Annotated in this window: 18 protein-coding genes; 3 read left to right on the top strand and 15 right to left on the bottom strand. The window is 71.0% G+C overall.

The annotated features are described in order from the left end of the window. Positions 1-54: 54 nt before the first annotated feature. Complete coding sequence (locus SD455_RS15905; RefSeq protein ID WP_445508684.1) at positions 55-831, top strand: class I SAM-dependent methyltransferase; 777 nt, start codon at positions 55-57, stop codon at positions 829-831. Here SD455_RS15905 and SD455_RS15900 read toward each other — a convergent pair. From SD455_RS15900 to SD455_RS15880, 5 genes are all read right to left on the bottom strand, one after another. Next, complete coding sequence (locus tag SD455_RS15900; protein ID WP_139827709.1) at positions 785-1,591, bottom strand: lytic transglycosylase domain-containing protein; 807 nt, start codon at positions 1,589-1,591, stop codon at positions 785-787. The genes SD455_RS15905 and SD455_RS15900 overlap by 47 nt on opposite strands. 24 nt (positions 1,592-1,615) lie before the next feature. Continuing rightward, positions 1,616-3,061, bottom strand: coding sequence for an argininosuccinate lyase (gene argH, locus SD455_RS15895; protein WP_311026157.1), 1,446 nt, complete (start codon positions 3,059-3,061; stop codon positions 1,616-1,618). Positions 3,062-3,072: 11 nt separating this feature from the next. Further along, positions 3,073-4,308 (bottom strand): argininosuccinate synthase, encoded by a 1,236-nt coding sequence (locus tag SD455_RS15890; RefSeq protein WP_070159150.1) that lies wholly within the window; start codon positions 4,306-4,308, stop codon positions 3,073-3,075. Positions 4,309-4,452: 144 nt separating this feature from the next. Beyond that, positions 4,453-5,283 (bottom strand): arsenic resistance protein, encoded by an 831-nt coding sequence (locus SD455_RS15885; protein ID WP_445508683.1) that lies wholly within the window; start codon positions 5,281-5,283, stop codon positions 4,453-4,455. Positions 5,284-5,460: 177 nt separating this feature from the next. Beyond that, positions 5,461-6,582 carry an NAD(P)/FAD-dependent oxidoreductase gene (locus SD455_RS15880; RefSeq protein ID WP_445508682.1) on the bottom strand — a complete coding sequence of 374 codons (1,122 nt, stop codon included), beginning with the start codon at positions 6,580-6,582 and terminating at the stop codon, positions 5,461-5,463. Positions 6,583-6,703: 121 nt separating this feature from the next. Here SD455_RS15880 and SD455_RS15875 point away from each other — a divergent pair, with 121 nt between their 5' ends. After that, a complete protein-coding gene (locus SD455_RS15875) occupies positions 6,704-7,165 on the top strand; it encodes an ankyrin repeat domain-containing protein (RefSeq protein ID WP_445508681.1) in 462 nt (153 codons plus the stop codon). A 10-nt stretch (positions 7,166-7,175) separates the two neighbouring features. Here SD455_RS15875 and SD455_RS15870 read toward each other — a convergent pair whose 3' ends face one another. From SD455_RS15870 to argC, 10 genes are all read right to left on the bottom strand, one after another. Continuing rightward, positions 7,176-8,480 (bottom strand): guanine deaminase, encoded by a 1,305-nt coding sequence (locus tag SD455_RS15870; protein WP_445508680.1) that lies wholly within the window; start codon positions 8,478-8,480, stop codon positions 7,176-7,178. Next, a complete protein-coding gene (gene xdhC / locus SD455_RS15865) occupies positions 8,477-9,307 on the bottom strand; it encodes a xanthine dehydrogenase accessory protein XdhC (RefSeq protein WP_445508679.1) in 831 nt (276 codons plus the stop codon). Before xdhC ends, SD455_RS15870 begins: the two co-directional genes overlap by 4 nt. A gap of 2 nt (positions 9,308-9,309) precedes the next feature. Further along, positions 9,310-11,721: a xanthine dehydrogenase molybdopterin binding subunit gene (xdhB, locus tag SD455_RS15860; protein WP_445508678.1), complete on the bottom strand. Its 2,412-nt coding sequence runs from the start codon at positions 11,719-11,721 to the stop codon at positions 9,310-9,312. Continuing rightward, a complete protein-coding gene (locus SD455_RS15855) occupies positions 11,718-13,238 on the bottom strand; it encodes a xanthine dehydrogenase small subunit (protein ID WP_445508677.1) in 1,521 nt (506 codons plus the stop codon). The genes xdhB and SD455_RS15855 overlap by 4 nt, the downstream gene beginning before the upstream one ends. A gap of 131 nt (positions 13,239-13,369) precedes the next feature. Further along, positions 13,370-13,903 carry an arginine repressor gene (locus SD455_RS15850; RefSeq protein ID WP_445508676.1) on the bottom strand — a complete coding sequence of 178 codons (534 nt, stop codon included), beginning with the start codon at positions 13,901-13,903 and terminating at the stop codon, positions 13,370-13,372. Continuing rightward, on the bottom strand, positions 13,900-14,892 hold the full coding sequence (gene argF / locus SD455_RS15845; RefSeq protein WP_445508675.1) for an ornithine carbamoyltransferase: 993 nt from the start codon (positions 14,890-14,892) through the stop codon (positions 13,900-13,902). The genes SD455_RS15850 and argF overlap by 4 nt, the downstream gene beginning before the upstream one ends. Beyond that, a complete protein-coding gene (locus tag SD455_RS15840; RefSeq protein ID WP_083277362.1) occupies positions 14,889-16,193 on the bottom strand; it encodes an acetylornithine transaminase in 1,305 nt (434 codons plus the stop codon). Before SD455_RS15840 ends, argF begins: the two co-directional genes overlap by 4 nt. Beyond that, a complete protein-coding gene (gene argB / locus SD455_RS15835; RefSeq protein ID WP_396954382.1) occupies positions 16,190-17,134 on the bottom strand; it encodes an acetylglutamate kinase in 945 nt (314 codons plus the stop codon). The genes SD455_RS15840 and argB overlap by 4 nt, the downstream gene beginning before the upstream one ends. 26 nt (positions 17,135-17,160) lie before the next feature. Beyond that, a complete protein-coding gene (argJ, locus tag SD455_RS15830) occupies positions 17,161-18,327 on the bottom strand; it encodes a bifunctional glutamate N-acetyltransferase/amino-acid acetyltransferase ArgJ (protein ID WP_445508674.1) in 1,167 nt (388 codons plus the stop codon). Next, positions 18,324-19,355, bottom strand: a complete 1,032-nt coding sequence (gene argC / locus SD455_RS15825) for an N-acetyl-gamma-glutamyl-phosphate reductase (RefSeq protein WP_445508673.1) — start codon at positions 19,353-19,355, stop codon at positions 18,324-18,326. The genes argJ and argC overlap by 4 nt, the downstream gene beginning before the upstream one ends. 107 nt (positions 19,356-19,462) lie before the next feature. Between argC and SD455_RS15820 the strand changes: the two genes are divergently transcribed. Further along, positions 19,463-20,470 (top strand): quinone oxidoreductase family protein, encoded by a 1,008-nt coding sequence (locus tag SD455_RS15820; protein WP_445508672.1) that lies wholly within the window; start codon positions 19,463-19,465, stop codon positions 20,468-20,470. Positions 20,471-20,537: the final 67 nt, after the last annotated feature.

Here is a 20,537-nt window from a genome sequence, read left to right as displayed (position 1 = left end):
CGCTGACCTATCGCGCTGCTGTCGTCCTCAACGCGGTGATCGCCTGGACCGCACATTTGTCAGACATGCCCTAGGTCCCAACTCGACGAGTACGAGCTCATCGGTGAGCTCCATGATCTCTTCCTGAGCGAGGAGACGTGGAGCCCCATCAGGCCTGTTCTCCAGGAGCTCTTCGGAGAGCTGGGAGACAGCGCCGTGGTGATGGACATCGGCGCCGGCACGGGGCTGGGAGTCGACGCCCTGTCCCGGGTGTTCGACGGCCGCATCGCCGCCGTCGAGCCTTCGGCCATGATGCGGGCCGGCCTGCTGACCAGGATCTCGACCGACGAGGACCTGGCCGGGCGCGTCCGCATCATCGCCGAACCTGCACCCGCGGCCTTCGCCCAGCTCACCGGGCCCATCGACGGCTTCCTCTGCACGCATATGCTGGGCTACCTCAGCGGCCACCAGCGCCGGGAGATGTTCGCGCAGCTGGAACAGCGTATGGCGCCCGGAGCGTCCGGACTCGTCACCGCCGACCGGCACCTCGCACCGCCGTCGGGTCGGTCCGTGGAGCAGCATCGGCGCCTCGGCGGACTGGACTACGTGGCGCGCTTCCTCCCCCAGCCGGACGGCCTAGTGCAGCGCTACGAGGTCCGCGACGGCGGCACGGTGCTGCGCAGCGTGGAGGCTGTGAGCCGATGGCAGCCCGTCACACAGGCCGCGCTCGCCGCGGAGGCGGCGCCGGCCGGCTTCGAGCTGGTGAGCCGGGGCGACGGGCTCGCCACCCTCAGAAGGAGCCCGTTCAGAACGCCCCCGCGTACCGCTCAGCCCACCGGGCGACGTCATTGATGTAGGGCATTGAGCGGTTGTAGGCCCCCACCGCGGTGGCGAAACCCTCATCCTGCGTCAGCGGCCCACCACGCTCACACAGATAGACCGCGGCGGTCAGCGCGGCGTCATCGATGTTCTGCGGGTCCGGGCCCTCTTCGCGTGCCCCGGCAGAGCCGTCCTGAGCGTAGAGCCCCCAGGTGGTCGGGATGAACTGCATCGGTCCGACGGCTCTGTCCCACTCATCGTCGCCGTCGAGCTCGCCGCCGTCGGTGTCCCGGATCTCCGCCACACCCTCACCGCCGTCCAGGGCGATGCCGATGATCGGCGGTGAGGCCGTGCCGTCTGCCTCCAGGCTCGAGCCTGCGTAGGTGCCGTGCAGGGACTCCACCTGCCCGATCCCCGCCAGGGTGTTCCAGCCCAGACCGCATCCGGGCCTCTCGGCACGCTGCCGCAGGGCGGCACCCGCATAGGCCTCCAGCGCGCGCGGCGGAATCTCCTCCGACTCGGCCGTCGCGGCGACCCAGTCCGGGTCGGCGATCTCGCGCACGGGAAGATCCGCCAGCGAGGCCGCCTCACGCGCCTGCGCGGAGAACGGGGCCTGCCGCTGGACCGGAGCCTCCGGCAGCTCGGCGGACGTCTGATCGTCAGGCTCCTCCGGAGCTCCCCCGCAGGAGGTCAGGAGCACGACGACGCAGGCGGCCGCCCCGAGGAGTCGGGGCCGCCGCCTGCGCTGCGTCGTGGGATCTGAGATCGAGCGTCCGGAGGCCATCTCAGTCATCTGCGTCGCGCCGACCGCCGATGCTCAGCCTCCCAGCGCCGCGCGGCGCCGTGCCGACTCGGCGGCGGCCGCCTCGAGCTGCTCGGCGACCCGCACCGGAGCGGTGCCGCCAACGGCGTCACGGGAGGCCAGGGAGCCCTCCACGCTGAGCACGTGACGCACCTCGGGCGTGAGAGCCGGGTGGATGGCGGCCAGCTCCTCATCGGTGAGCTCGTGCAGCTCCTTGACGGGCGCATGCTGCTCACAGGCCCGCACACATTCTCCGGCCACCTCATGGGCCACCCGGAACGGCACACCCTGCCGGACCAGCCACTCCGCGACGTCCGTGGCCAGGGAGAACCCCTGCGGGGCCAACTCGGCGAGTCGCTCGGGGTGGAACTCGAGCGTGGCGATCATCCCGGAGACCGCCGGAAGGAGCAGCTCGAGGGTGTCGACGGCGTCGAAGGCCGGCTCCTTGTCCTCCTGCAGATCCCGGTTGTAGGCCAGCGGCAGCGCCTTGAGCGTCGCCAGCAGACCGGTGAGGTCACCGATGAGCCGGCCGGCCTTGCCGCGGGCCAGCTCCGCGATGTCCGGGTTCTTCTTCTGCGGCATGATCGAGCTGCCCGTGGAGTACGCGTCGTCGAGCGTGACGAAGCCGAACTCCTTGGTGGCCCAGAAGATGACCTCCTCGCTGATCCGGGAGAGGTCCACCCCGATCATCGCGGTCACCCAGGTGAACTCCGCCACCAGGTCCCGCGAGGCGGTGCCGTCGATGGAGTTCTCCGTCGGCCCGTCGAAGCCCAGCTCGGCGGCCACCTGCGCCGGGTCCAGACCCAGCGAGGAGCCGGCCAGCGCTCCGGAGCCGTACGGGGAACGCGCCAGACGACGGTCCAGGTCCGCCAGACGGTCGACGTCGCGCAGCAGCGGCCACGCATGGGCGAGCAGATGATGGGCCAGCAGCACCGGCTGCGCATGCTGCAGATGGGTGCGGCCCGGCATCGGCGCCGTCGGGTGCCGCCGCGCCTGGGAGACCAGGGCCTCGACGACGTCGAGGACGCCGGATGAGATGACCGCGACCTGATCCCGCAGGTACATGCGCACCATCGTGGCGATCTGATCATTCCTCGACCGTCCGGCGCGCAGCTTGCCGCCGAGCTCCTGGCCCGCCCGCTCCAGCAGCCCGCGCTCCAGCGCCCCGTGGACGTCCTCGTCGGACTCCGCGGGGGTGAAGGCCCCGGAGCGGACGTCCTCGGCGAGGGCGTCCAGCGCCGAGAGCATCCCCTCCAGCTCGGACTCGGTCAGCAGCCCCGCCCGGTGCAGCACTCGGGCGTGCGCCCGGGATCCGGCGATGTCATAGGGGGCGAGCTTCCAGTCGAAATGCGTGGACTTGCTCAGCGCCGCCATCACATCGGCCGGCCCGGAGGCGAAGCGCCCACCCCACAGGGAGCCCTCGTTGGTGCCGTGCGTCTGGCTGGTCGACTCCGTTCCCATGCCGGCCGCGCTCACTTCTCGACGCCGGCGCCGGAGAGGTCGGGCTTGCCGTGGATCCGCTCCTCGCGCTGCGAGGCCGTCCGGGCGGACAGCCCGAAGATGTCGATGAATCCGGGCGCCGACGACTGGTCGAAGGAGTCGCCTTCGTCGTAGGTGGCGAGGTTGAAGTCGTACAGGGAGGTCTCGGAGCGCCGACCCTGCACCGTGGCGCGGCCGCCGTGGAGCTCCAGGCGGATCTCCCCGGAGACGTACTTCTGGGTCTCGTCGATGAAGACGTCGAGGTTGTTCTTCAACGGCGAGAACCACTGGCCGTCATAGACCAGCTCGGTCCACCGCTGATCGACCGTCTTCTTGAACCGCGCCTGCTCACGCTCCAGGGTGATGTTCTCCAGCTCCCGGTGGGCGGCCATCAGGGCCATCGCGCCCGGCGCCTCATAGATCTCCCTCGACTTGATGCCCACCAGCCGGTCCTCCACGATGTCGATCCGCCCGATGCCCTGGGCGCCGGCGCGGCGGTTGAGCTCCTCGATGGTCTCCAGCGGGGTCACGCTGCGTCCGTCGAGGGCCACCGGCACGCCCTGATCGAAGGTGATGGTCACGACGTCGGCCGCCGGCGGGAAGGCCGGGTCCTCGGTGTAGTCGTAGACGTCCTTGGTGGGGCCGTTCCAGATGTCCTCCAGGAAGCCCGTCTCCACGGCCCGTCCCCAGACGTTCTGGTCGATGGAGAAGGGGTTCTTCTTCGTGGTCTCGATCGGCAGGTCGTTCTTCTCCGCGTACTCGATGGCCTTCTCCCGGGTCAGGGCGAGGTCGCGGACCGGGGCGATGCACTTCAGCTCCGGGCCGAGCGTCTGGATGGAGACCTCGAAGCGCACCTGGTCGTTCCCCTTGCCGGTGCAGCCGTGGGCGACAGTGGAGGCCCCGAACTGCTGAGCGGCGGCGACGAGGTGCTTCGAGATCACCGGTCGCGAGATGGCCGAGACCAGCGGGTAGGCGTCCATGTACAGCCCGTTGGCCTTCAGCGTGGGCATGCAGTACTGCTCGGCGAACTCGTCGCGAGCGTCGGCCACGTAGGCCTCGACGGCGCCGCAGTCCAGGGCGCGCTGGCGGACGGTCTCCAGGGACTCTCCGCCCTGTCCGACGTCGACGGCGACGGCGACGACCTCGGAGCCGGTCGCCTCGGCGATCCAGCCGATGGCCACTGAGGTGTCGAGGCCGCCCGAGTAGGCGAGAACGATGCGATCGGTCACGGGTCCAGCTCCTTGCATGTCGTCCCTGGGCGGCCAGGGAGGTGTGGTGGTCGGCTCACCGAGGAGTCTACATAAATATTCAGTCCATTGCATACTCACGCAGTGGCGCTCGGGGAACCGCCGTCTCCCTGGCAGGCTATCGCCTCAGGACGCCGTCGTCAGCGGCTCCGCGACACCGAGCCTCCGACTCCGACGACGATCCCTGCGACGACGCCGGCGCATCCACCATGACACCGCCGCCAGATGCGGGAACTCCAGCAGCATGCCGAGCACGATCACCGCAGTCACCACGGGGTCCTCGCCCAGCACCAGGGCCGTGACGGCCAGCATCAGCGGCGCATTCCGAGCCGCCGTCGTGAAGATGACCAGGATCAGGTCCGGCTCGGCCAACGCGGCACGCCGCGACACGGCCACAGCGAGCCCCATGCTGAGCGCGAAGGACAGGGCGACCACGATCAGCACCTGGACGAAGACCCACGGCGCCAGGACCGCCTCCGACGCCCCGGCGGCGAAGAGCACCAGGATCAGCGCGGCGATCACCCAGGGCAGGGCCGCACCTCCGGCGCGCTGAACGGCGGCGAGCGCGTCACGGCCAGCCGCCCGCCCGACCAGCAGGCGCACCAGCACCGCCGCTGCGGCCGGAATCAGCAGGCCGTCTGTGACAGCCGGCCACAGCACCTCCATCACCCCAGGGAGGCTGCGCCCGGTGACCAGCGAGATCCACACCGGATAGAGGAGCAGCTGCAGCACCAGGGAGACCGGGATCATCGCCGCCCCCAGCACAGCGTTCCCACCGGCCACCCGGGTGAACCCGAGGAACCAGTCCGTGCAGGGGAACAGCAGATGGATCAGCAGACCCAGACGCACCGCCTCGCTGTCGGGCACCAGCAGCGTCACCAGCCCCAGGGCGCCCGCCGGCAGCACGAGCATGTTGAGCACCAGCGCCACCACGGCGGCACGGCGGCACGGCGGCACGGCGCGAGCGCAGCAGCGCCCTCGTCCCTCCGACACGCAGCTCCAGGAAGACCAGGCCGAGCAGCAGCATGATCAGCGGATCCGTCGCATGCTCCGCCCAGGCGGCGTCCGAGCCGGTCAGCCCCAGCAGCAGACCGACGGCGATCGCCAGCAGGAACAGCCCGGGCGGCGAAGGACTCAGCACGCGCATTCGGCCCCGCAGGACTCGACGTCCTCGGCGAGCATGCCGGCTTGACGCCAGGCCTCGAGGGCCGTGCAGTCCTTCCCGAGCGACTCGCCGATCACGCGGGCGACATGGGCGAAGCGCTGCCGGAACTTGTAGATGAAGCAGAAGCGCTGCGGCCCGTGACGCAGTGCCGCTCCGGCGAGGAAGAGTCCGGGGGCTCGGGTGGACTGATCGTCAGCATCCACCAGGGGCCAGCCGTCCTCCCTGCGGTCGAACAGATGCGCCGCGGGCCCGAGACCAGGACCGAACCCGGTGCCCGCCAGGGGTGCCGAGTCGGCCTCCAGCACGGTGCCGTCGCTGAGGGAGACCCACCAGCGGTCTCCGTCGCGGGCCACCGACGAGGCATGCTGGGCCAGCAGGCGGAGTCGACCGACCTGCTGGGCGCGAGCCAGCCGCATCCTGGTGCGCGGCGCCAGGCGGAAGGACGGATCGGACCCTTCGCCGGCGTCCCAGGGATGGTCAGCATCGAGCACGGTGACCTCCGCGCCGGCCTCGGCATGGTGGCAGGCGACGTCGAGGCCGGACTCGTAGCCGCCGAGCACCACGAGGCGACCCTGCCTGGGCTCCCAGGCCTCTTGGCGGGAGGTGTGGACCAGCGTGCCCTTCCCCGCCATCTGTGGCACGGCGGGGTCCTGGAACTCCCCACCGGCCCAGACCACCGTCCGCGCCGGGACGGGCCCGTGCGGGGTGGTGGCGACGAAGCCGCCGTCGTCCTGCCGCAGCGAGGTGACCTCGCACTCCGGGGCTGCCGGCACCTCGAAGACCCGGGCGACACCGCGCAGGTACTTCGCGTAGCCGCGCCCGTCGGGATAGTCCACACCGAGGCTGAAGGCGGGAGAGGTCTCCGGGTGCACGGAATTCAGATCCGTGGACCCGTAGCCGTTGCCGGTGAAGGACGGGGTGAGGAATCGCTGCTCCTGCGGCCATCGCCGGAAGGTCTCGCCGATCTGGCCGCGGTCCACGACGCCGACGGTCAGTCCGTCGACGGCGTCGAGGGCGAGGGCGCATCCGATGCCGGCGGGGCCCGCCCCGATCACGAGGGTGTCGAGGGCCTGCGCTGGAGGGGTGGTCATGGAGCGACCTTCCTAGTTATTGCGAATGAATTGCAATAACCCAGCATACGCGACGGCGTCGATGACCTCGGACGACATGACACGCCGCCGTCGCCGGCCCGGCCTCCGATACACTCGGGCCATGCCACACGACTCCTCCCCCGCCGCCGGACAGCCCCAGGACACCGGCGACGTCCCCGAGCTGACCGACGAGCAGCTGGAGTTCCTCAACTCCATGTTCGACCTCGCGCGGCAGGGCCGTGGCGAAGAGCTGCTCGGCCTCATCGACCAGGGGATCCCGGTCAACCTGGCCAACGCCAAGGGCGACACGCTGCTGATCCTGGCCACCTACAACAACCACGTCTCCCTGGTGAAGGGCCTGCTCGACCGGGACGCCGACGTCGACCGGCTCAACGACCGCGGCCAGTCCGCCCTGACCTGTGCGGTGTTCCTGCAGAACGAGGAGACGGTGCGCCTGCTGCTCGACGCCGGCGCGGACCCCCGCCACGAGGGCCAGAACGCCTATGCGGCCATCGAGATGTTCGGTCTCGAGGCGATGCGTGCCGTGCTCGACGAGCACCGGGGGAACCGCTCCGGCGGGTGACCCGACCTCGTCAGCCCGCGGGATCCCCGCCGATCCAGACACCGGCCACATCCGCCGCCGAGCCCAGCGAGAAGATCTTCGCCACCACATCCTGCGCATCACGGGCGTAGGGCAGGACCTGCGCCAGCGTCCCGCCCGTCTGGGGCCGCACCAGCACCGCGTCGAACGCGCGTCCCACCGACAGATCCCCGATCTCCTCGGCCAGTCCCAGCGCCTGGGCGCCGGAACGTGTCACCAGATGCAGCAGGTCCGAAGGACTCAGGTCCAAGCCCGCAGCACCGAGCAGACGCTGCCCGAAATAGGCCTGCAGACCCTCGGCCACCAGGAAGAACCCCGCCCCGGCGCCGACATCGGTGCCCAGCGCGACCGGCACGCCCGCGTCCCGATGCCGCCGCCAGGGGAACAGGCCGCTGCCGAGGGAGAAGTTCGACGTCGGGCAGTGGGCCACCGCTGCACCCCGCTCCCCGAGGATGACCAGCTCCTCCTCCGTGGGATGCACATCATGGGCCAGCACCGCACGAGAGCTCAGCAGCCCGGCTTGATCATAGGTGTCCACGTAGTCCCGGGCCTCTGGAAACAGCTCCCGCACGGCAGCGATCTCCGCCGGGTTCTCATTGACATGCGAGGTGAACCAGAGACCCTCGTCACCCGGCTCGGTGCCCGCTCCCGCGGCGAGCAGCTCGCCGCACGATCGCAGCATCTCCTGGCTCGCCGAGAGCGAGAACCGCGGCGTGACCGCATAGCGCAGCCGTCCGCGGCCATGCCATCGCCCCGCCAGGGTCCGGCCGGCCTCCAGAGCCCTCTCCGGGGTGACCAGCAGACTCTCCGGGAGGAGACGGTCGCTGACCACCAGGCCGGAGGTCATCCGCAGTCCGATCCGCTCCGCCTGCGTGAAGAGCACGTCCATCGCCGCCGGGAAGTGGGAGCCGAAGACCAGCGCCGACGTCGTCCCGGACCGCACCACCGAGGAGAGGAAGGCCTCGGCCACCGCCTGGGCATGCGTCGCCTCGGCCAACCTCTCCTCCTCGGGCAGCGCCCACTGGTCGAGCCACTCCAACAAGGGCATCCCGAGCCCGCCGATGACGCGGATCTGAGGGAAGTGGACATGGGTGTCCACCAGGCCGGGCAGCAGAACGCCGTCGCGCAGATCCACGACCTCGTGACCGGGATGGTCGGCGATGGCCACGTCGAGCCCGGTCCGGGCGATGATCACCCCGTCCTCGACGACCAGGGCGCAGTCCTGGTCCGCCCGCAACGCGTCAGGGTCCCCCAGCTCCCCTGGAGTATCCACCACCTGCGCCCGATAGATCGTCATGCGTTCGCTCCCCCAGGAGCTCCGACGGACCCACGGCGCAGATAGTCCGCCACGACGCTGACCGCGATGCTCACCGGGTCCTTGCCGGGCACCTCAGCGAGCCCGATGGGGCAGGTGATGCGGTCGAGGTGCTCCTCGGCGTACCCGCTCGCCTGCAGCCGACGACGGAACCGAGCCCATTTCGCCCGTGATCCGATCAGCCCCGCGTAGCCGAGATCCTCCCGCCCCAGGGCGGCCTCACACAGGAACAGGTCCTCGGCATGGTCATGGGTCATGATCAGCACGTGGGCCCCCGCGGGCAGCTGCGCCATCACCGTCTCCGGTGCCGGGGCGTGGTGGACCTCCACCTGGGCCCGAGACTCCGTCAGGTCCAGGGCGTGGGCCCGGCCCACCTGGTCCTCGCGGCTGTCCACCAGGTGCAGGATCACGGAGAGGCGAGAGAACATCCGCGCCGTCTCCAGGCCCACGTGGCCGACCCCGAAGATCGCCACGACCGGCGGCGCACCGATCCGTTCGAAGAGCAGCGAGACCTGCCCCCCGCAGCACTGACGCCCGTGGACGGCAGGCGCATGCTCGGTCAGGGAGAGTTCCAGGATCTGGGGGCTCTCCGACCCCGGGGCCAGCAGGGACCGGGCATGTTCGATGGCGGTCTGCTCGAGATTCCCTCCCCCGATGCTGTCCCAGGAGCCGTCCGCGGCGACGACCATCTTGGCGCCCGCCTCCCGCGGGGCGTGACCGCGGGTGCTCAGCACGGTGACGAGCACGCCCACCCGGCCCCGAGCCCGCAGCCGGCCCAGCGCCTCATGCCAGTCACCCGTCAGCTCCACCGTCAGCCGCCGCTCACCGGTTCTGCGGCCTCATCCCGCGCCGCCTCATCCCGCGCCGCCTCGTCCCCTGCCGCCTCCCGGGCACGCCGCAGCGCCCAGAACACCGCCTCCGGGGTGGCCGGACTGGGCAGCTCCACCGAGGAACCGCCGGGGCCGAAGGCGGCCACCGCGGACCGCAGCGCCTCCCGGACGCTGAAGGCCAGCATGAGGGGAGGCTCCCCCACCGCCTTGGATCCGTACACCACTCCGGGCTCGGTCGCGCGTTCGTAGAGATGCACCGTGAACTCCTCCGGCATCTCCGAGAAGCTGGGGAGCTTATAGGTGCTCGCCGCCTGAGAGAGCACCCGGCCGCGTCCCGGCGAGTCGCCTTCGTCCCACCGGAGGTCCTCCAGGGTCAGCCACCCGACGCCCTGGACGAAGCCGCCCTCGATCTGGCCCACATCGATCAGCGGGGACAGCGAATCGCCGACGTCGTGGAGGATGTCGGTGCGGAGCAGCCGGTGGGCTCCGGTGAAGCCGTCCACCTCGACCTCGCTGACGGCCGCACCGTAGGCGAAGTACTTGAACGGTTCGCCTCGCATCGCCACCGGGTCCCAGTGGATGCCCTCGGTGCGGTGGTAGCCGGCGGCGAAGAGCTGGACCCGCTGCAGATAGGCGTCCCGCACGACGTCTCCGAAGCTCACCGGCTCGGTCCCCAGCCCCCGGACCTCGCCGTCGGAGAATCGGACGTCATGGGAGTGGACCCCGAGCCGCCGAGCGGCCACCTCCGCCAGCCTCTGGCTGATCTGCTCGCACGCGTTCCTCACCGCTCCGCCGTTGAGGTCCGCGCCCGAGCTGGCCGCAGTGGCGGAGGTGTTGGGCACCTTGTCCGTGCGGGTCGGGGCCAGACGCACCTGCTCCAGCGGCACGCCCAGAGCCGTGGCCGCCACCTGCCTCATCTTGGTGTGCAGCCCCTGGCCCATCTCCGTGCCACCGTGGTTGATGAGCACCGAGCCGTCCTTGTAGACGTGCACCAGGGCGCCGGCCTGGTTGAAGGCGGTGAAGTTGAAGGAGATCCCGAACTTCACCGGGGTCAGCGCCAGTCCGCGCTTCCGGTGGCCATGCCGGGCGTTGAACTCCTCCACCTGCCGACGTCGGGCCACGACGTCGGCGCGATCCTCCAGCTGGTCCCAGATGTCGCCGAGACGTTCGGCGTGCCGCACGGGCTGCCCATAGGGAGTGACGTCTCCGGGGCGGTAGAGGTTGCGGCGCCGCAGCTCATCGGGCGACAGCCCCAGCAGGGGCGCGCACCGCCCCAGGATGTCCTCGATGATGAGCATCCCCTGCGGCCCTCCGAATCCGCGGAAGGCGGTCTGCGAGGTCTTATGCGTCTTCGCGATCCGGCCCAGGACCTCCACGGCCGGGATGAGATAAGCGTTGTCGAGGTGGCACAGGGCGCGCGAGAGCACCGGCTCGGAGAGGTCCAGGGACCACCCGCCGTCCGAGGTGATGACCGCTTTCAGCGCCCGGAGGTTGCCGGCGTCGTCGAAGCCCACCTCCCACTGCGCGGCGAAGGGGTGGCGTTTGCCGGTCATCGTGATGTCCTGGGTGCGGGTCAGGCGCACCCGGACCGGTCGGCCCGTGCGCACCGCTCCGAGCGCGGCGACCGCGGCCAGACCGTGGGGCTGCATCTCCTTGCCGCCGAAGCCTCCGCCCATCCTCAGCGCCTGCACCGTCACCTCATGGGACGCGACCCCCAGCACGTGGGCCACGATCTCCTGCGTCTCGGTGGGGTGCTGGGTGGAGCTGTGGACCATCACCTGCCCGGCCTCGTCCACCAGGGCGAAGGAGGCGTGGGTCTCCAGGTAGAAGTGCTCCTGGCCGCCGAAGGAGAACGACCCCGAGAAGCGGTGGGGCGCCTCCGCGAGACCGGTGCCGGCATCGCCGCGGCGCAGCACCGGCTGCCGGCCCTGGAAACTCTCCGCGGCGATCGCCTCGTCCAGGGTGATCAGCGCGTCCAGGGGTTCGTAATCTACGACGACGGCGTCGGCACCCCGCCGGGCGGCCTCCTGGGTCTCGCCCAGCACCCAGCACACGGCGTGCCCGTGGTACATGACCTCCTGAGGGAACAGCGGTTCGTCACCCTTCACCCCGGCGTCGTTGATGCCGGGGACGTGCTCGGCCGTGAGCACCTCCACGACGCCGTCGAGGGCCCGGGCACCCACGGTGTCCAGGGCCAGCACACGAGCATGGGCATGCGGGGCCTGGACGGGCCAGGCGTGCAGGGTCCGCGGATCGCGGACGGCGATGTCATCGGTGTACTGGGCTGCTCCCGTCACGTGCAAGGCCGCGCTCTCATGCGGTTCGGCGGCGCCGACGCCGCGGTGCTCGGACGGAGACTCGGACCGGGTCTGGGGGTCGGTCTGCGACGTCATGGCCTCGTCTCCTCCGTCACGTGCTCCTCGGGACGATCCTCGGGGTCCTCCCGCTCGACGAGGAACCGGTGCAGGCTCTGCGCGAGCATCTCGGCGCGGTAGTCCGCACTGGCCCGCAGATCGTCCATCGGCGTGCCCTCGGCCCGCAGGACCGACGCCGCCTCGTCGACGGTCGCGGGCGTCCACTCCCGGCCGCGCAGGGCGTCCTCTGCGGCCAGCGCACGCAGCGGCGTGGCGGCCACCCCGCCGAGTCCGATGCGGACGTCGTCGACGTGCCCGTCGCGCAGCGTCAAGGCGTAGGCCACGGCCACGGAGGAGATGTCGTCGAACCGCCGCTTGGCGATCTTGTGGAATGCGGTGTGCGGCTGCAGAGGCAGGGGGATCCGCACCGCCCGGATGAGCTCCCCGGCCGTCCGCACGGTCTGCCGATACCCGGTGAAGAAGTCCTTCAGCGGGACCGTCCGCCGCCCCTCGGCCGAGACCATGTCCAGCTCCGCATCCAAGGCGAGCAGTGCCGGGGCGGCGTCGCCGATGGGTGAGGCCGTGCCCAGGTTGCCGCCGAGGGTGGCGCTGTTCCTGATCAGCCGGGAGGCGAACTGCGGGAGCAGCTGGGCCACCAGCGGGACGCGGCCGGAGACGGTGCGCTCGATCTCTGAGAGGGTCGCGGCCGCTCCGATCTCGACGGCGTCATCCGCCCAGGTGATCGCCTGCAGTTCGGGCAGATGGTCGATCGCCAGCAGGCTGTGAGGGCGGGCGTGCCGGATGTTCCGCTCCACTCCGAGGTCGGTGGCGCCGGCGATCACCACCGTCTCAGGGTCCTGGGCGAGCCGGCCCAGGGCCTCCGCCAGGGTCGCCGGACGGAGGAACCAGCCGTCCTCGGCGGCCACCGACGTCGTCGCGGCCGCAGGTGCGGCGGAGGCACGGCGGCGCGCCAGGGGGTCTTCAGGGTGCGGACGACCCAGCGCGTAGGCGGCGTCCCGGATGGGCCGGTAGCCGGTGCAGCGGCACAGGTTGCCGCTCAGGGCGTGCAGATCGAAGCCGTTCGGGCCGTGCGAGTCGCCGCAGGGCGCGGAGACGCCGGACGAACCGTCGTCGCCCTCGCCAGCATCGTCGTCGCCGGTGACCCGCCGCTCAGGCCGGTAGAACTCGGCGGCCATCGAGCAGATGAATCCGGGGGTGCAGTAACCGCATTGGGAGCCCCCGCGCTGCGCCATCTCCTGCTGGACGGGGTGGAGGCCGTCCGCCCCGTCGGCAAGGCCTTCCGCGGTGACGATCTCTTGGCCGTCGAGAGCCGCCGCCGGCGGCAGGCAGGAGTTGACCGCAGTCCACCGGACGGAGGCGTCGCCGTCGGGACGGGCCACCAACACGGCGCAGGCGCCGCACTCTCCCTCGGCGCAGCCCTCCTTCGCGCCGGTCAGTCCGAGCCCGCGCAGCCAGTCCAGCAGGCTCATCCGAGCGGGCGCCGCCTGCACCCGCTCACGAGCGTTGACGGTGATCCGGATCGGGTTCGTCGTCATCCTGTGCTCCTGGTCGAGGTCGTCGGCCGAGCCCCCGCCAGGGTCTGCGGAGCGACCGACGAGACCAGTATCACACGCGACGATCCAGAACGGAGAGCATATTCCGCGATGCGGAGATGCAGTGTCGCGGGTCAGGAAGCGTCGTCCGCTTCAGGGTCCCGCCCTTCCGCGAAGGCGCGGAAGCGTTCCGCGAGCGCCGGACCGCTCTGCGGCCCGGCGGTGACCAGCATGATGGTGTCATCCCCGGCGATGGTGCCCAGCACGTCCCGGAGACCGGCATGGTCGACCGCGCTGGCCAGGAACTGCGCGGCCCCCGGCGGCGTCCTGAGGATGACCAGGTTGGCGCTGGCCTCCGCCGAGACCAGCAGGTCCCGGCAGAGACCCACCAGACGGGCCAGCGTGGTGGCCTCCGTCTGATCCGCCTGGAACTCACGCTCATGGCCTTCGGCGGGGACGGCGTAGATGAGCGCCCCGTCGGCTCCGCGCACCCTTGCGGCGCCGATCTCCACCAGGTCCCGGGACAGCGTCCCCTGCGTCACCCGCACTCCCTCCTCGGCGAGCTGCTCCACCAGCTCGCCCTGCGACCTGACGGTGCCACGGGTGATCAGCTCCCGGATCTTGGCATGCCGGGCCGTCTTGGTGGTGGGAGTGCTCTGCGTGCTCATCGTCGCGGCAGCTCCTCGCCACGCTCGCCGGCACGCACCAGCGCCACCGTCTCCTCGTCGGCCAGGCCCGACTCCACCAGCAGCCAGGCCATGAGGGCCTTCTGCGCGTGCAGCCGGTTCTCCGCCTCGTCCCAGACCACCGACTGCGGGCCGTCGATCACCTCGGCGCTGATCTCAGCCTCCCGATACGCCGGCAGGCAGTGCAGCACGATCGCGCCCTCGGCCGCCTGCGCCAGCGCGGCCGCATCGACCCGATAGTCGCCGAAGAGCTGCAGCCGCTGCTCCTTCTCGTCCTCCTGCCCCATGGAGATCCAGGTGTCGGTGGCCACGACGTCGGCCCCGGCCAGCGCCTCGGAGGCCTCGGTGGTGATGGTCACCGAGCCGCCGGTCTCCGCGGCCCGCACGCGGGCGGCGGAGACGATCTCCTCGGCCGGCAGGTATCCCTCGGGTCCGGCGATGCGCACATCCATGCCGGCGTTGACTCCGGCCAGCAGGTACGAGTTGGCCATGTTGTTCGCCGCATCCCCCAGATACGCCAGGGAGCGCCCCGTCAGCTCGCCCAGATGCTCTCGGACCGTGAGCAGGTCCGCCAGCAGCTGGCAGGGGTGATAGTCGTCGGAGAGCGCGTTGATGACCGGCACGCGACTGTGGGCGGCCATCTCCTCCAGACCGGACTGCTCATAGGTGCGCCAGATGATCAGCGAGACCATGCGCTCCAGGACCTTCGCGGTGTCGCTGATCGACTCCTTGTGGCCCAGCTGGGACTCCCCCGGATTGATGATCAGCGGCGCCCCACCGAGGGCGGAGATGCCTGCAGCGAAGGAGATCCGGGTCCGGGTGGACGTCTTGTCGAAGTAGACGGCCGCGGTCTGCGGTCCCGCCAGCGGTGTGATCGCGTAGGGGGCGGCCTTCATGGCCGCTGCCAGGGTCAGGACCCGGCCCAGCTCCCCCGGGCTGAGGTCCAGGTCGGTGAGGAAGTGGCGGGTCATAGGGTCTCCTTCGCAGCGCGGTGGATCCCGGGCAAGGCGTCCACGAAGCGCATCATCTGGGTCTCGGTGATGGTCAGCGGCGGGGCGAGCCGCAGCGTGTGCGGTCCCGGGGCGTTGATGATGAAGCCGGCTTCCAGCGCGGCCGACACCATCGCTGGGGCGAGGGCGGGGCCGCCGTCGTCCCCACGATCGCCGCCGTCGACGTCGAAGCCGATCAGCAGGCCATGGGCCCGGACCTCGGTGACCAGCTCCAGCTGCTCCAGAGCCGCCGCCGTCGCCGCGCCGACCCGACGCACGTTCTGCAGGACGTCCCCGGACTCCAGGGCGTGGATGGTCGCCAGCGCCGCCGCCGTCGCCACCGGGTTCCCACCGAAGGTGGTGCCGTGCTGTCCGGCGGAGAGCAGCCCGCTGACCTGCTCGCCGAAGGTGATCATGGCACCGATGGGGAATCCGCCGCCGAGGCCCTTGGCCAGCGTCATGGCGTCGGGCCGCGCGTCGGTGGACGCGAACCACTCCCCGGTGCGGCCCACCCCGGTCTGGACTTCGTCGACGATCATCAGCGCGCCGGCCTCCCGGGTGATCTCCCGGACGGCCTGGAGGTACCCCTCCGGCATCCCGCGGACCCCGGCCTCTCCCTGGACGGCTTCGACGACGACGGCGGCCACCGTGGGGTCGACCGCCTGGCGCAGCGCCTCCACGTCACCGGCGGGCACCCACTCGACGCCGTCCGGCAGCGGTTCGAAGGGTTCCCGATGGGCGGGCTTCCAGGTCAGCGCCAGGGCTCCCATGGAGCGACCGTGGAAGCCGTCCTCCAGCGCGATGATGCGCGGACGGTCCGCCCCGCCATGCCGTCGGGCGAGCTTGAAGGCGGCCTCGTTGGACTCGGTGCCGGAGTTGGTGAAGAACACCTTGGAGCCCTCGGGTGCCGCAGACAGCTGCAGAAGCTTCTCGGCCAGGGCGACCTGGGTGGGACTGGTGAAGAAGTTGGAGATGTGCCCCAGGGTGGCCGACTGGCTGGCCACCACGGAGGTGATCAGCGGGTGGGCGTGGCCCAGCGCGTTGACCGCGATCCCGGCCAGCAGGTCCAGGTACTCTCGTCCGTCCGCGTCCCACACGGTGGCTCCGGAGCCGCGCACCAGGACCCGCTGCGGGGTCCCGAAGACGCCCAGCAGGGACTCTTGGTAGCGCTCCAGCAGGGCCTGGTCGGGCTGCGCCTCGGCCAGGGCGGAGGTGGTGAGCTCCTCCGTGGTCGGACGGTGAGCGCTCGGCTGGTGGCTGCTCGGCTGATGCGGCGCGGTCATGGGGTGACCTCCTCGTCCGGGACCACCTGGGTGCCGACGCCCTCGGTGGTGACGATCTCCAGCAGCATCGAATGGGGGGCGCGGCCGTCGACGATGTGAGCCCTCGGGACCCCGCCGTCCACGGCGGTGAGTGCGGCGGTCATCTTCGGGATCATCCCGGACTGCAGCTCCGGCAGCATGGCGCGCAGGTCGGAGGCGGACAGCGAGGAGATCAGCGACGACCGGTCCGGCCAGTCAGCGTAGAGGCCCTCCACATCGGTGAGCATGACCAGCTTGGCGGCTCCCAGGGCGGAGGCCACGGCGGCGGCCGCCAGATCCGCATTGACGTTGAGCACCTCGCCGGTGGGCTGACCGGCGTCGTCGAACTCCGGGGCGACGGTGGAGATCACCGGGATGCGCTTGGCCGCGAGCAGATCCTCCACGGCGGCGGGATTGACCCCGGTGACCTCGCCGACCAGGCCGAGGTCGATCTCCTCCCCGCCGAGGTGGGCGGTCTTGCGCCGGGCGCGCAGCAGGGCGGCGTCCTCCCCCGAGAGGCCCACCGCATAGGGGCCGTGGCTGTTGATCAGGCCGATCAGCTCCCGGCCCACCTGGCCGGTCAGCACCATGCGCACCACATCCATGGCCTCCGGCGTCGTGACCCGGTAGCCGGCCCGGAACTCGGACTCCACGCCGACGGTCTCCAGCATGGCGTTGATCTGCGGGCCGCCGCCGTGGACCACCACCGGGTTGACCCCCACGTGGCGCAGGAAGACCACGTCCTCGGCGAAGGCACGACGCAGCTCATCGTCGACCATGGCGTTGCCGCCGTACTTGATCACGATGGTCTCGCCGGCGAACTTCTGGATCCAGGGCAGCGCCTCGATGAGCGTGGCGGCCTTGGCGCCGGCGTCGGCCCGCGGGTCCCGCTCGCGGGGCTGCAGGCTGGTGGTCTTCTCGATCACGGGTTCCCCTCAGGTGGATCGGCTCAGCTGGAGTAGGCGCTGTTCTCGTGGACGTAGTCGTGCGTGAGGTCGTTGGTGAGGATGGTGGCCTCGGCGTCCCCGGACTTCAGGTCGATGGTGATCTCCACCTGGCGTCCGCTGAGGTCCACCAGGGAGCGGTCCTCCCCGATCCCGCCGCCGCGGCAGATCCACACGCCGTTGACGGCGACGTCGATTGTGGCCGGGTCGAAGGCCACATCGGTGGTGCCCACGGCGGAGAGGATGCGCCCCCAGTTGGGGTCCCGGCCGAAGATCGCGGTCTTGAAGAGGTTGGACCGGGCCACCGCGCGTCCGGCGGTCTCAGCCTCGTCCTCGTTGGCGGCATGGATCGTGGTGATGGCGATCTCGTGATGCGCGCCCTCGGCATCGGCGATGAGCTGCGCGGCGAGGTCACGGCAGACCTCGGTGAGCGCCGCTTGGAACTCTCTGAGGTCCACGCCGGAGGCGTCAGCCTCAGGGTGTGCGCCGGAGGCCAGGGCGACCACGGTGTCGTTGGTGGACATGCAGCCGTCCGAGTCGGCCCGGTTGAAGCTGACCCGCACTGCCTCGCGCAGTGCGGCGTCCAGATCCGGCTGGGTGATCACGGCGTCGGTGGTGAGCACCGCGAGCATGGTGGCCATGCCGGGGGCGAGCATGCCGGCCCCTTTGGCCATGCCGCCGACGACGAAGCCGGTCCCGCCGGACTGGGCCGTCTTGGAGACGGTGTCGGTGGTGCGGATCGCCTCGGCAGCGGCGGCGGCCGCGCCGTCGTCATCGGTCAGGGCCGCGGCGGCCGCATCCACGGCGGGCAGCAGAGCGTCCATGTCCAGCCGCTCCCCGATCAGCCCGGTGGAGCAGACCAGCACGTCCTGGGCGGAGATGTCCAGGGCCTGAGCCACCCGTTCAGCGGTGTGGTGGGTGTCGGCGAAGCCCTCCGGCCCGGTGCAGGCGTTGGCGCCTCCGGAGTTGAGCACGACGGCGTCCGCCCGGCCGTCGCTGACGGCCTGTCGGGACCACAGCACGGGCGCGGCGGCGACCCGGTTGCTCGTGAACACGGCCGCGGCGTGGCGCTGCGGACCGGTGTTGACCACGAGGGCGAGGTCGCGTCCGGCGCTCTTCAGACCGGCGGTGACGCCTGCGGCGGTGAAGCCGGCGGCTGCGGTGACGCTCATGGGGAGACTCCCAACAGGTTCAGCCCGAGGGTCTCATCGAGGCCCAGGGCGAGGTTCATGGACTGGACGGCACCGCCGGCGGTGCCCTTGGTGAGGTTGTCGCTGGCCGAGACCACGATCAGCCGTCCTGCGCGTTCGTCGACGGCGAGCTGGACGGTGACGTGGTTGGACCCGACCACCTGCTTCGTCGCAGGCCACTGCCCCTCCGGCAGCAGATGGACGAAGGGCTCGTCGTCGTAGCGGGCGGCATAGGCCTCCCGCAGGGCCGAGGCCGTGGCGCCGTCGGCGATCCGAGCGGTGGAGGTGGCCAGGATGCCGCGGGCCATAGGGGCCAGCGTCGGGGTGAACGAGACCTGCACCCCAGTGCCGGCCACGGCGCTGAGTCCCTGCTCGATCTCCGGGGTGTGGCGGTGCACGCCGCCCACTCCGTAGGGGCTCATCCCGCCCATGACCTCGGATCCCAGCAGATGGGGCTTCAGCGACTTCCCGGCCCCGGAGGTCCCGGTGGCGGCGACGACGACGACGTCGGTCGGCTCGACCAGGCCTGCGGCGAAGGCCGGAGCCAGGCCGAGAAGGATCGTGGTGGGATAGCAGCCCGGCACGGCGATGCGGCGGGCCCCGGTCAGCTTCTCGCGCTGCCCGGGAAGCTCCGGCAGGCCATAGGGCCAGGTCCCCTGGTGAGTGGAGCCGTAGAACGCCTCCCAGGCAGCGGCTGACTCCAGCCGGTGGTCGGCCGCGGCGTCGATGACGAGGACGTCCTCGGGCAGCTGGGCCGCGATCTCGCCGCTGGCCCCGTGCGGCAGGGCGAGGAAGACGACGTCATGACCCGCGAGATTCTCGGCCGTGGTCTCCACGATGGTCTTCTCCGCCAGCGGTCGCAGATGGGGCTGCAGGGAGCCGAGGGCCTCGCCGGCCGAGGAGTGCGCGGTGACCGCGCCGATCTCGACTTCGGGATGCCCGGCGAGCAGGCGGAGCACTTCGCCCCCGGCATAGCCGGAAGCGCCGGAGACAGCGATCGAGTACGTCATGCCCGCCAGTCTACGCACATGTATGCAGTCATATCAATATTTATGCATTGACGGTGCGGACGGCGTCTCGTTCTTCATGTCCAGCCGACTTCGATAGTCTGACCCGCATGAACGAACAGAGCGTCTTCCCCGAGGACCTGCCCAGTGCCGCACGCGTGACGCGCACCGAGCAGGCCGGCGGAACTGAAGTGTTCAGCACGGTGGAGGTCTCCCTGCCCGAGCCCGGCCCCGGTCAGGTGCTGGTGGAGACCGCGGCCGCGGGAGTCAACTTCATCGAGACCTACCAGCGCAGCGGGGTCTATCCTGTGGAGCACCCCTTCGTCCCCGGCGGTGAGGGCACCGGCACCATCATCGCCGCCGGAGAGTCCGTCGAGGGCCTGGAGATCGGCCGACGGGTCACCACCAGCGAGGCGGCCACCGGCACCTACGCCACCCATTTCCTGATCGACGCCGCCAAAGCCGTCCCGGTCCCCGACGAGGTCTCCGACGAGCAGGCCGCCGCCCTCCCCCTGCAGGGCGCGACCGCCCACTACCTGATCAACTCCACCTACCGGGTGGCGCCGGGCGAGACCGTGCTGACCCACGCCGGCGCCGGCGGCGTCGGCCAGATCCTCACCCAGCTGCTCAAGGCCAAGGGCGCCCGGGTGATCACCACCACCTCCACTGCCGAGAAGGCGGAGATCGCCCAGGCCGCCGGCGCGGACTACGTGCTGAGCTACGACACCTTCGCCGACGAGGTCCGCGAGATCACCAAGGGCGAAGGCGTCTCGGTGGTCTACGACGGCGTCGGCCGCGACACCTTCACCGGCTCCCTGGAGAGCCTGGGCGTGCGCGGCACCCTGGTGCTCTTCGGCGGGGCCTCCGGCCAGGTCCCGCCCTTCGACCTCCAGGAGCTCAACCGCCGCGGAGGGCTGTTCGTGACCCGCCCATCACTGCAGTGGTACCTCCGCAACGCCGAGGAGCGCGCCTGGCGGTTCTCCGAGCTCTTCAAGGCGCTGACCTCCGGGGACCTGACCCTGAGCATCGGCGGAAGCTACCCCCTGGCCGAGGCCGGCCGTGCCCATGACGACCTCGAGAACCGCAGGACCACGGGCAAGCTGCTGCTGGTCCCCTGACCCGCCTTCCCACACGTACCCCGCAGACGACGTCGGCCCCTCCCCCTGGATCACCAGGGGGAGGGGC

Source organism: Nesterenkonia sp. K-15-9-6 (assembly GCF_052656005.1).
Note: the sequence above shows the minus strand (reverse complement) of the source record. Positions and strands in the feature narration are given on the sequence as shown.

Excerpts from the sequence above, each read along its gene's own strand:
- SD455_RS15900 (WP_139827709.1), bottom strand. The coding sequence starts at position 1,591 with ATGACTGAGATGGCCTCCGGACGCTCGATCTCAGATCCCACGACGCAG.
- argH (WP_311026157.1), bottom strand. The coding sequence starts at position 3,061 with ATGGGAACGGAGTCGACCAGCCAGACGCACGGCACCAACGAGGGCTCC.
- SD455_RS15880 (WP_445508682.1), bottom strand. The coding sequence starts at position 6,582 with ATGACCACCCCTCCAGCGCAGGCCCTCGACACCCTCGTGATCGGGGCG.
- SD455_RS15875 (WP_445508681.1), top strand. The coding sequence starts at position 6,704 with ATGCCACACGACTCCTCCCCCGCCGCCGGACAGCCCCAGGACACCGGC.
- SD455_RS15870 (WP_445508680.1), bottom strand. The coding sequence starts at position 8,480 with ATGACGATCTATCGGGCGCAGGTGGTGGATACTCCAGGGGAGCTGGGG.
- xdhB (WP_445508678.1), bottom strand. The coding sequence starts at position 11,721 with ATGACGTCGCAGACCGACCCCCAGACCCGGTCCGAGTCTCCGTCCGAG.
- SD455_RS15855 (WP_445508677.1), bottom strand. The coding sequence starts at position 13,238 with ATGACGACGAACCCGATCCGGATCACCGTCAACGCTCGTGAGCGGGTG.
- SD455_RS15850 (WP_445508676.1), bottom strand. The coding sequence starts at position 13,903 with ATGAGCACGCAGAGCACTCCCACCACCAAGACGGCCCGGCATGCCAAG.
- argF (WP_445508675.1), bottom strand. The coding sequence starts at position 14,892 with ATGACCCGCCACTTCCTCACCGACCTGGACCTCAGCCCGGGGGAGCTG.
- SD455_RS15840 (WP_083277362.1), bottom strand. The coding sequence starts at position 16,193 with ATGACCGCGCCGCATCAGCCGAGCAGCCACCAGCCGAGCGCTCACCGT.
- argJ (WP_445508674.1), bottom strand. The coding sequence starts at position 18,327 with ATGAGCGTCACCGCAGCCGCCGGCTTCACCGCCGCAGGCGTCACCGCC.
- argC (WP_445508673.1), bottom strand. The coding sequence starts at position 19,355 with ATGACGTACTCGATCGCTGTCTCCGGCGCTTCCGGCTATGCCGGGGGC.
- SD455_RS15820 (WP_445508672.1), top strand. The coding sequence starts at position 19,463 with ATGAACGAACAGAGCGTCTTCCCCGAGGACCTGCCCAGTGCCGCACGC.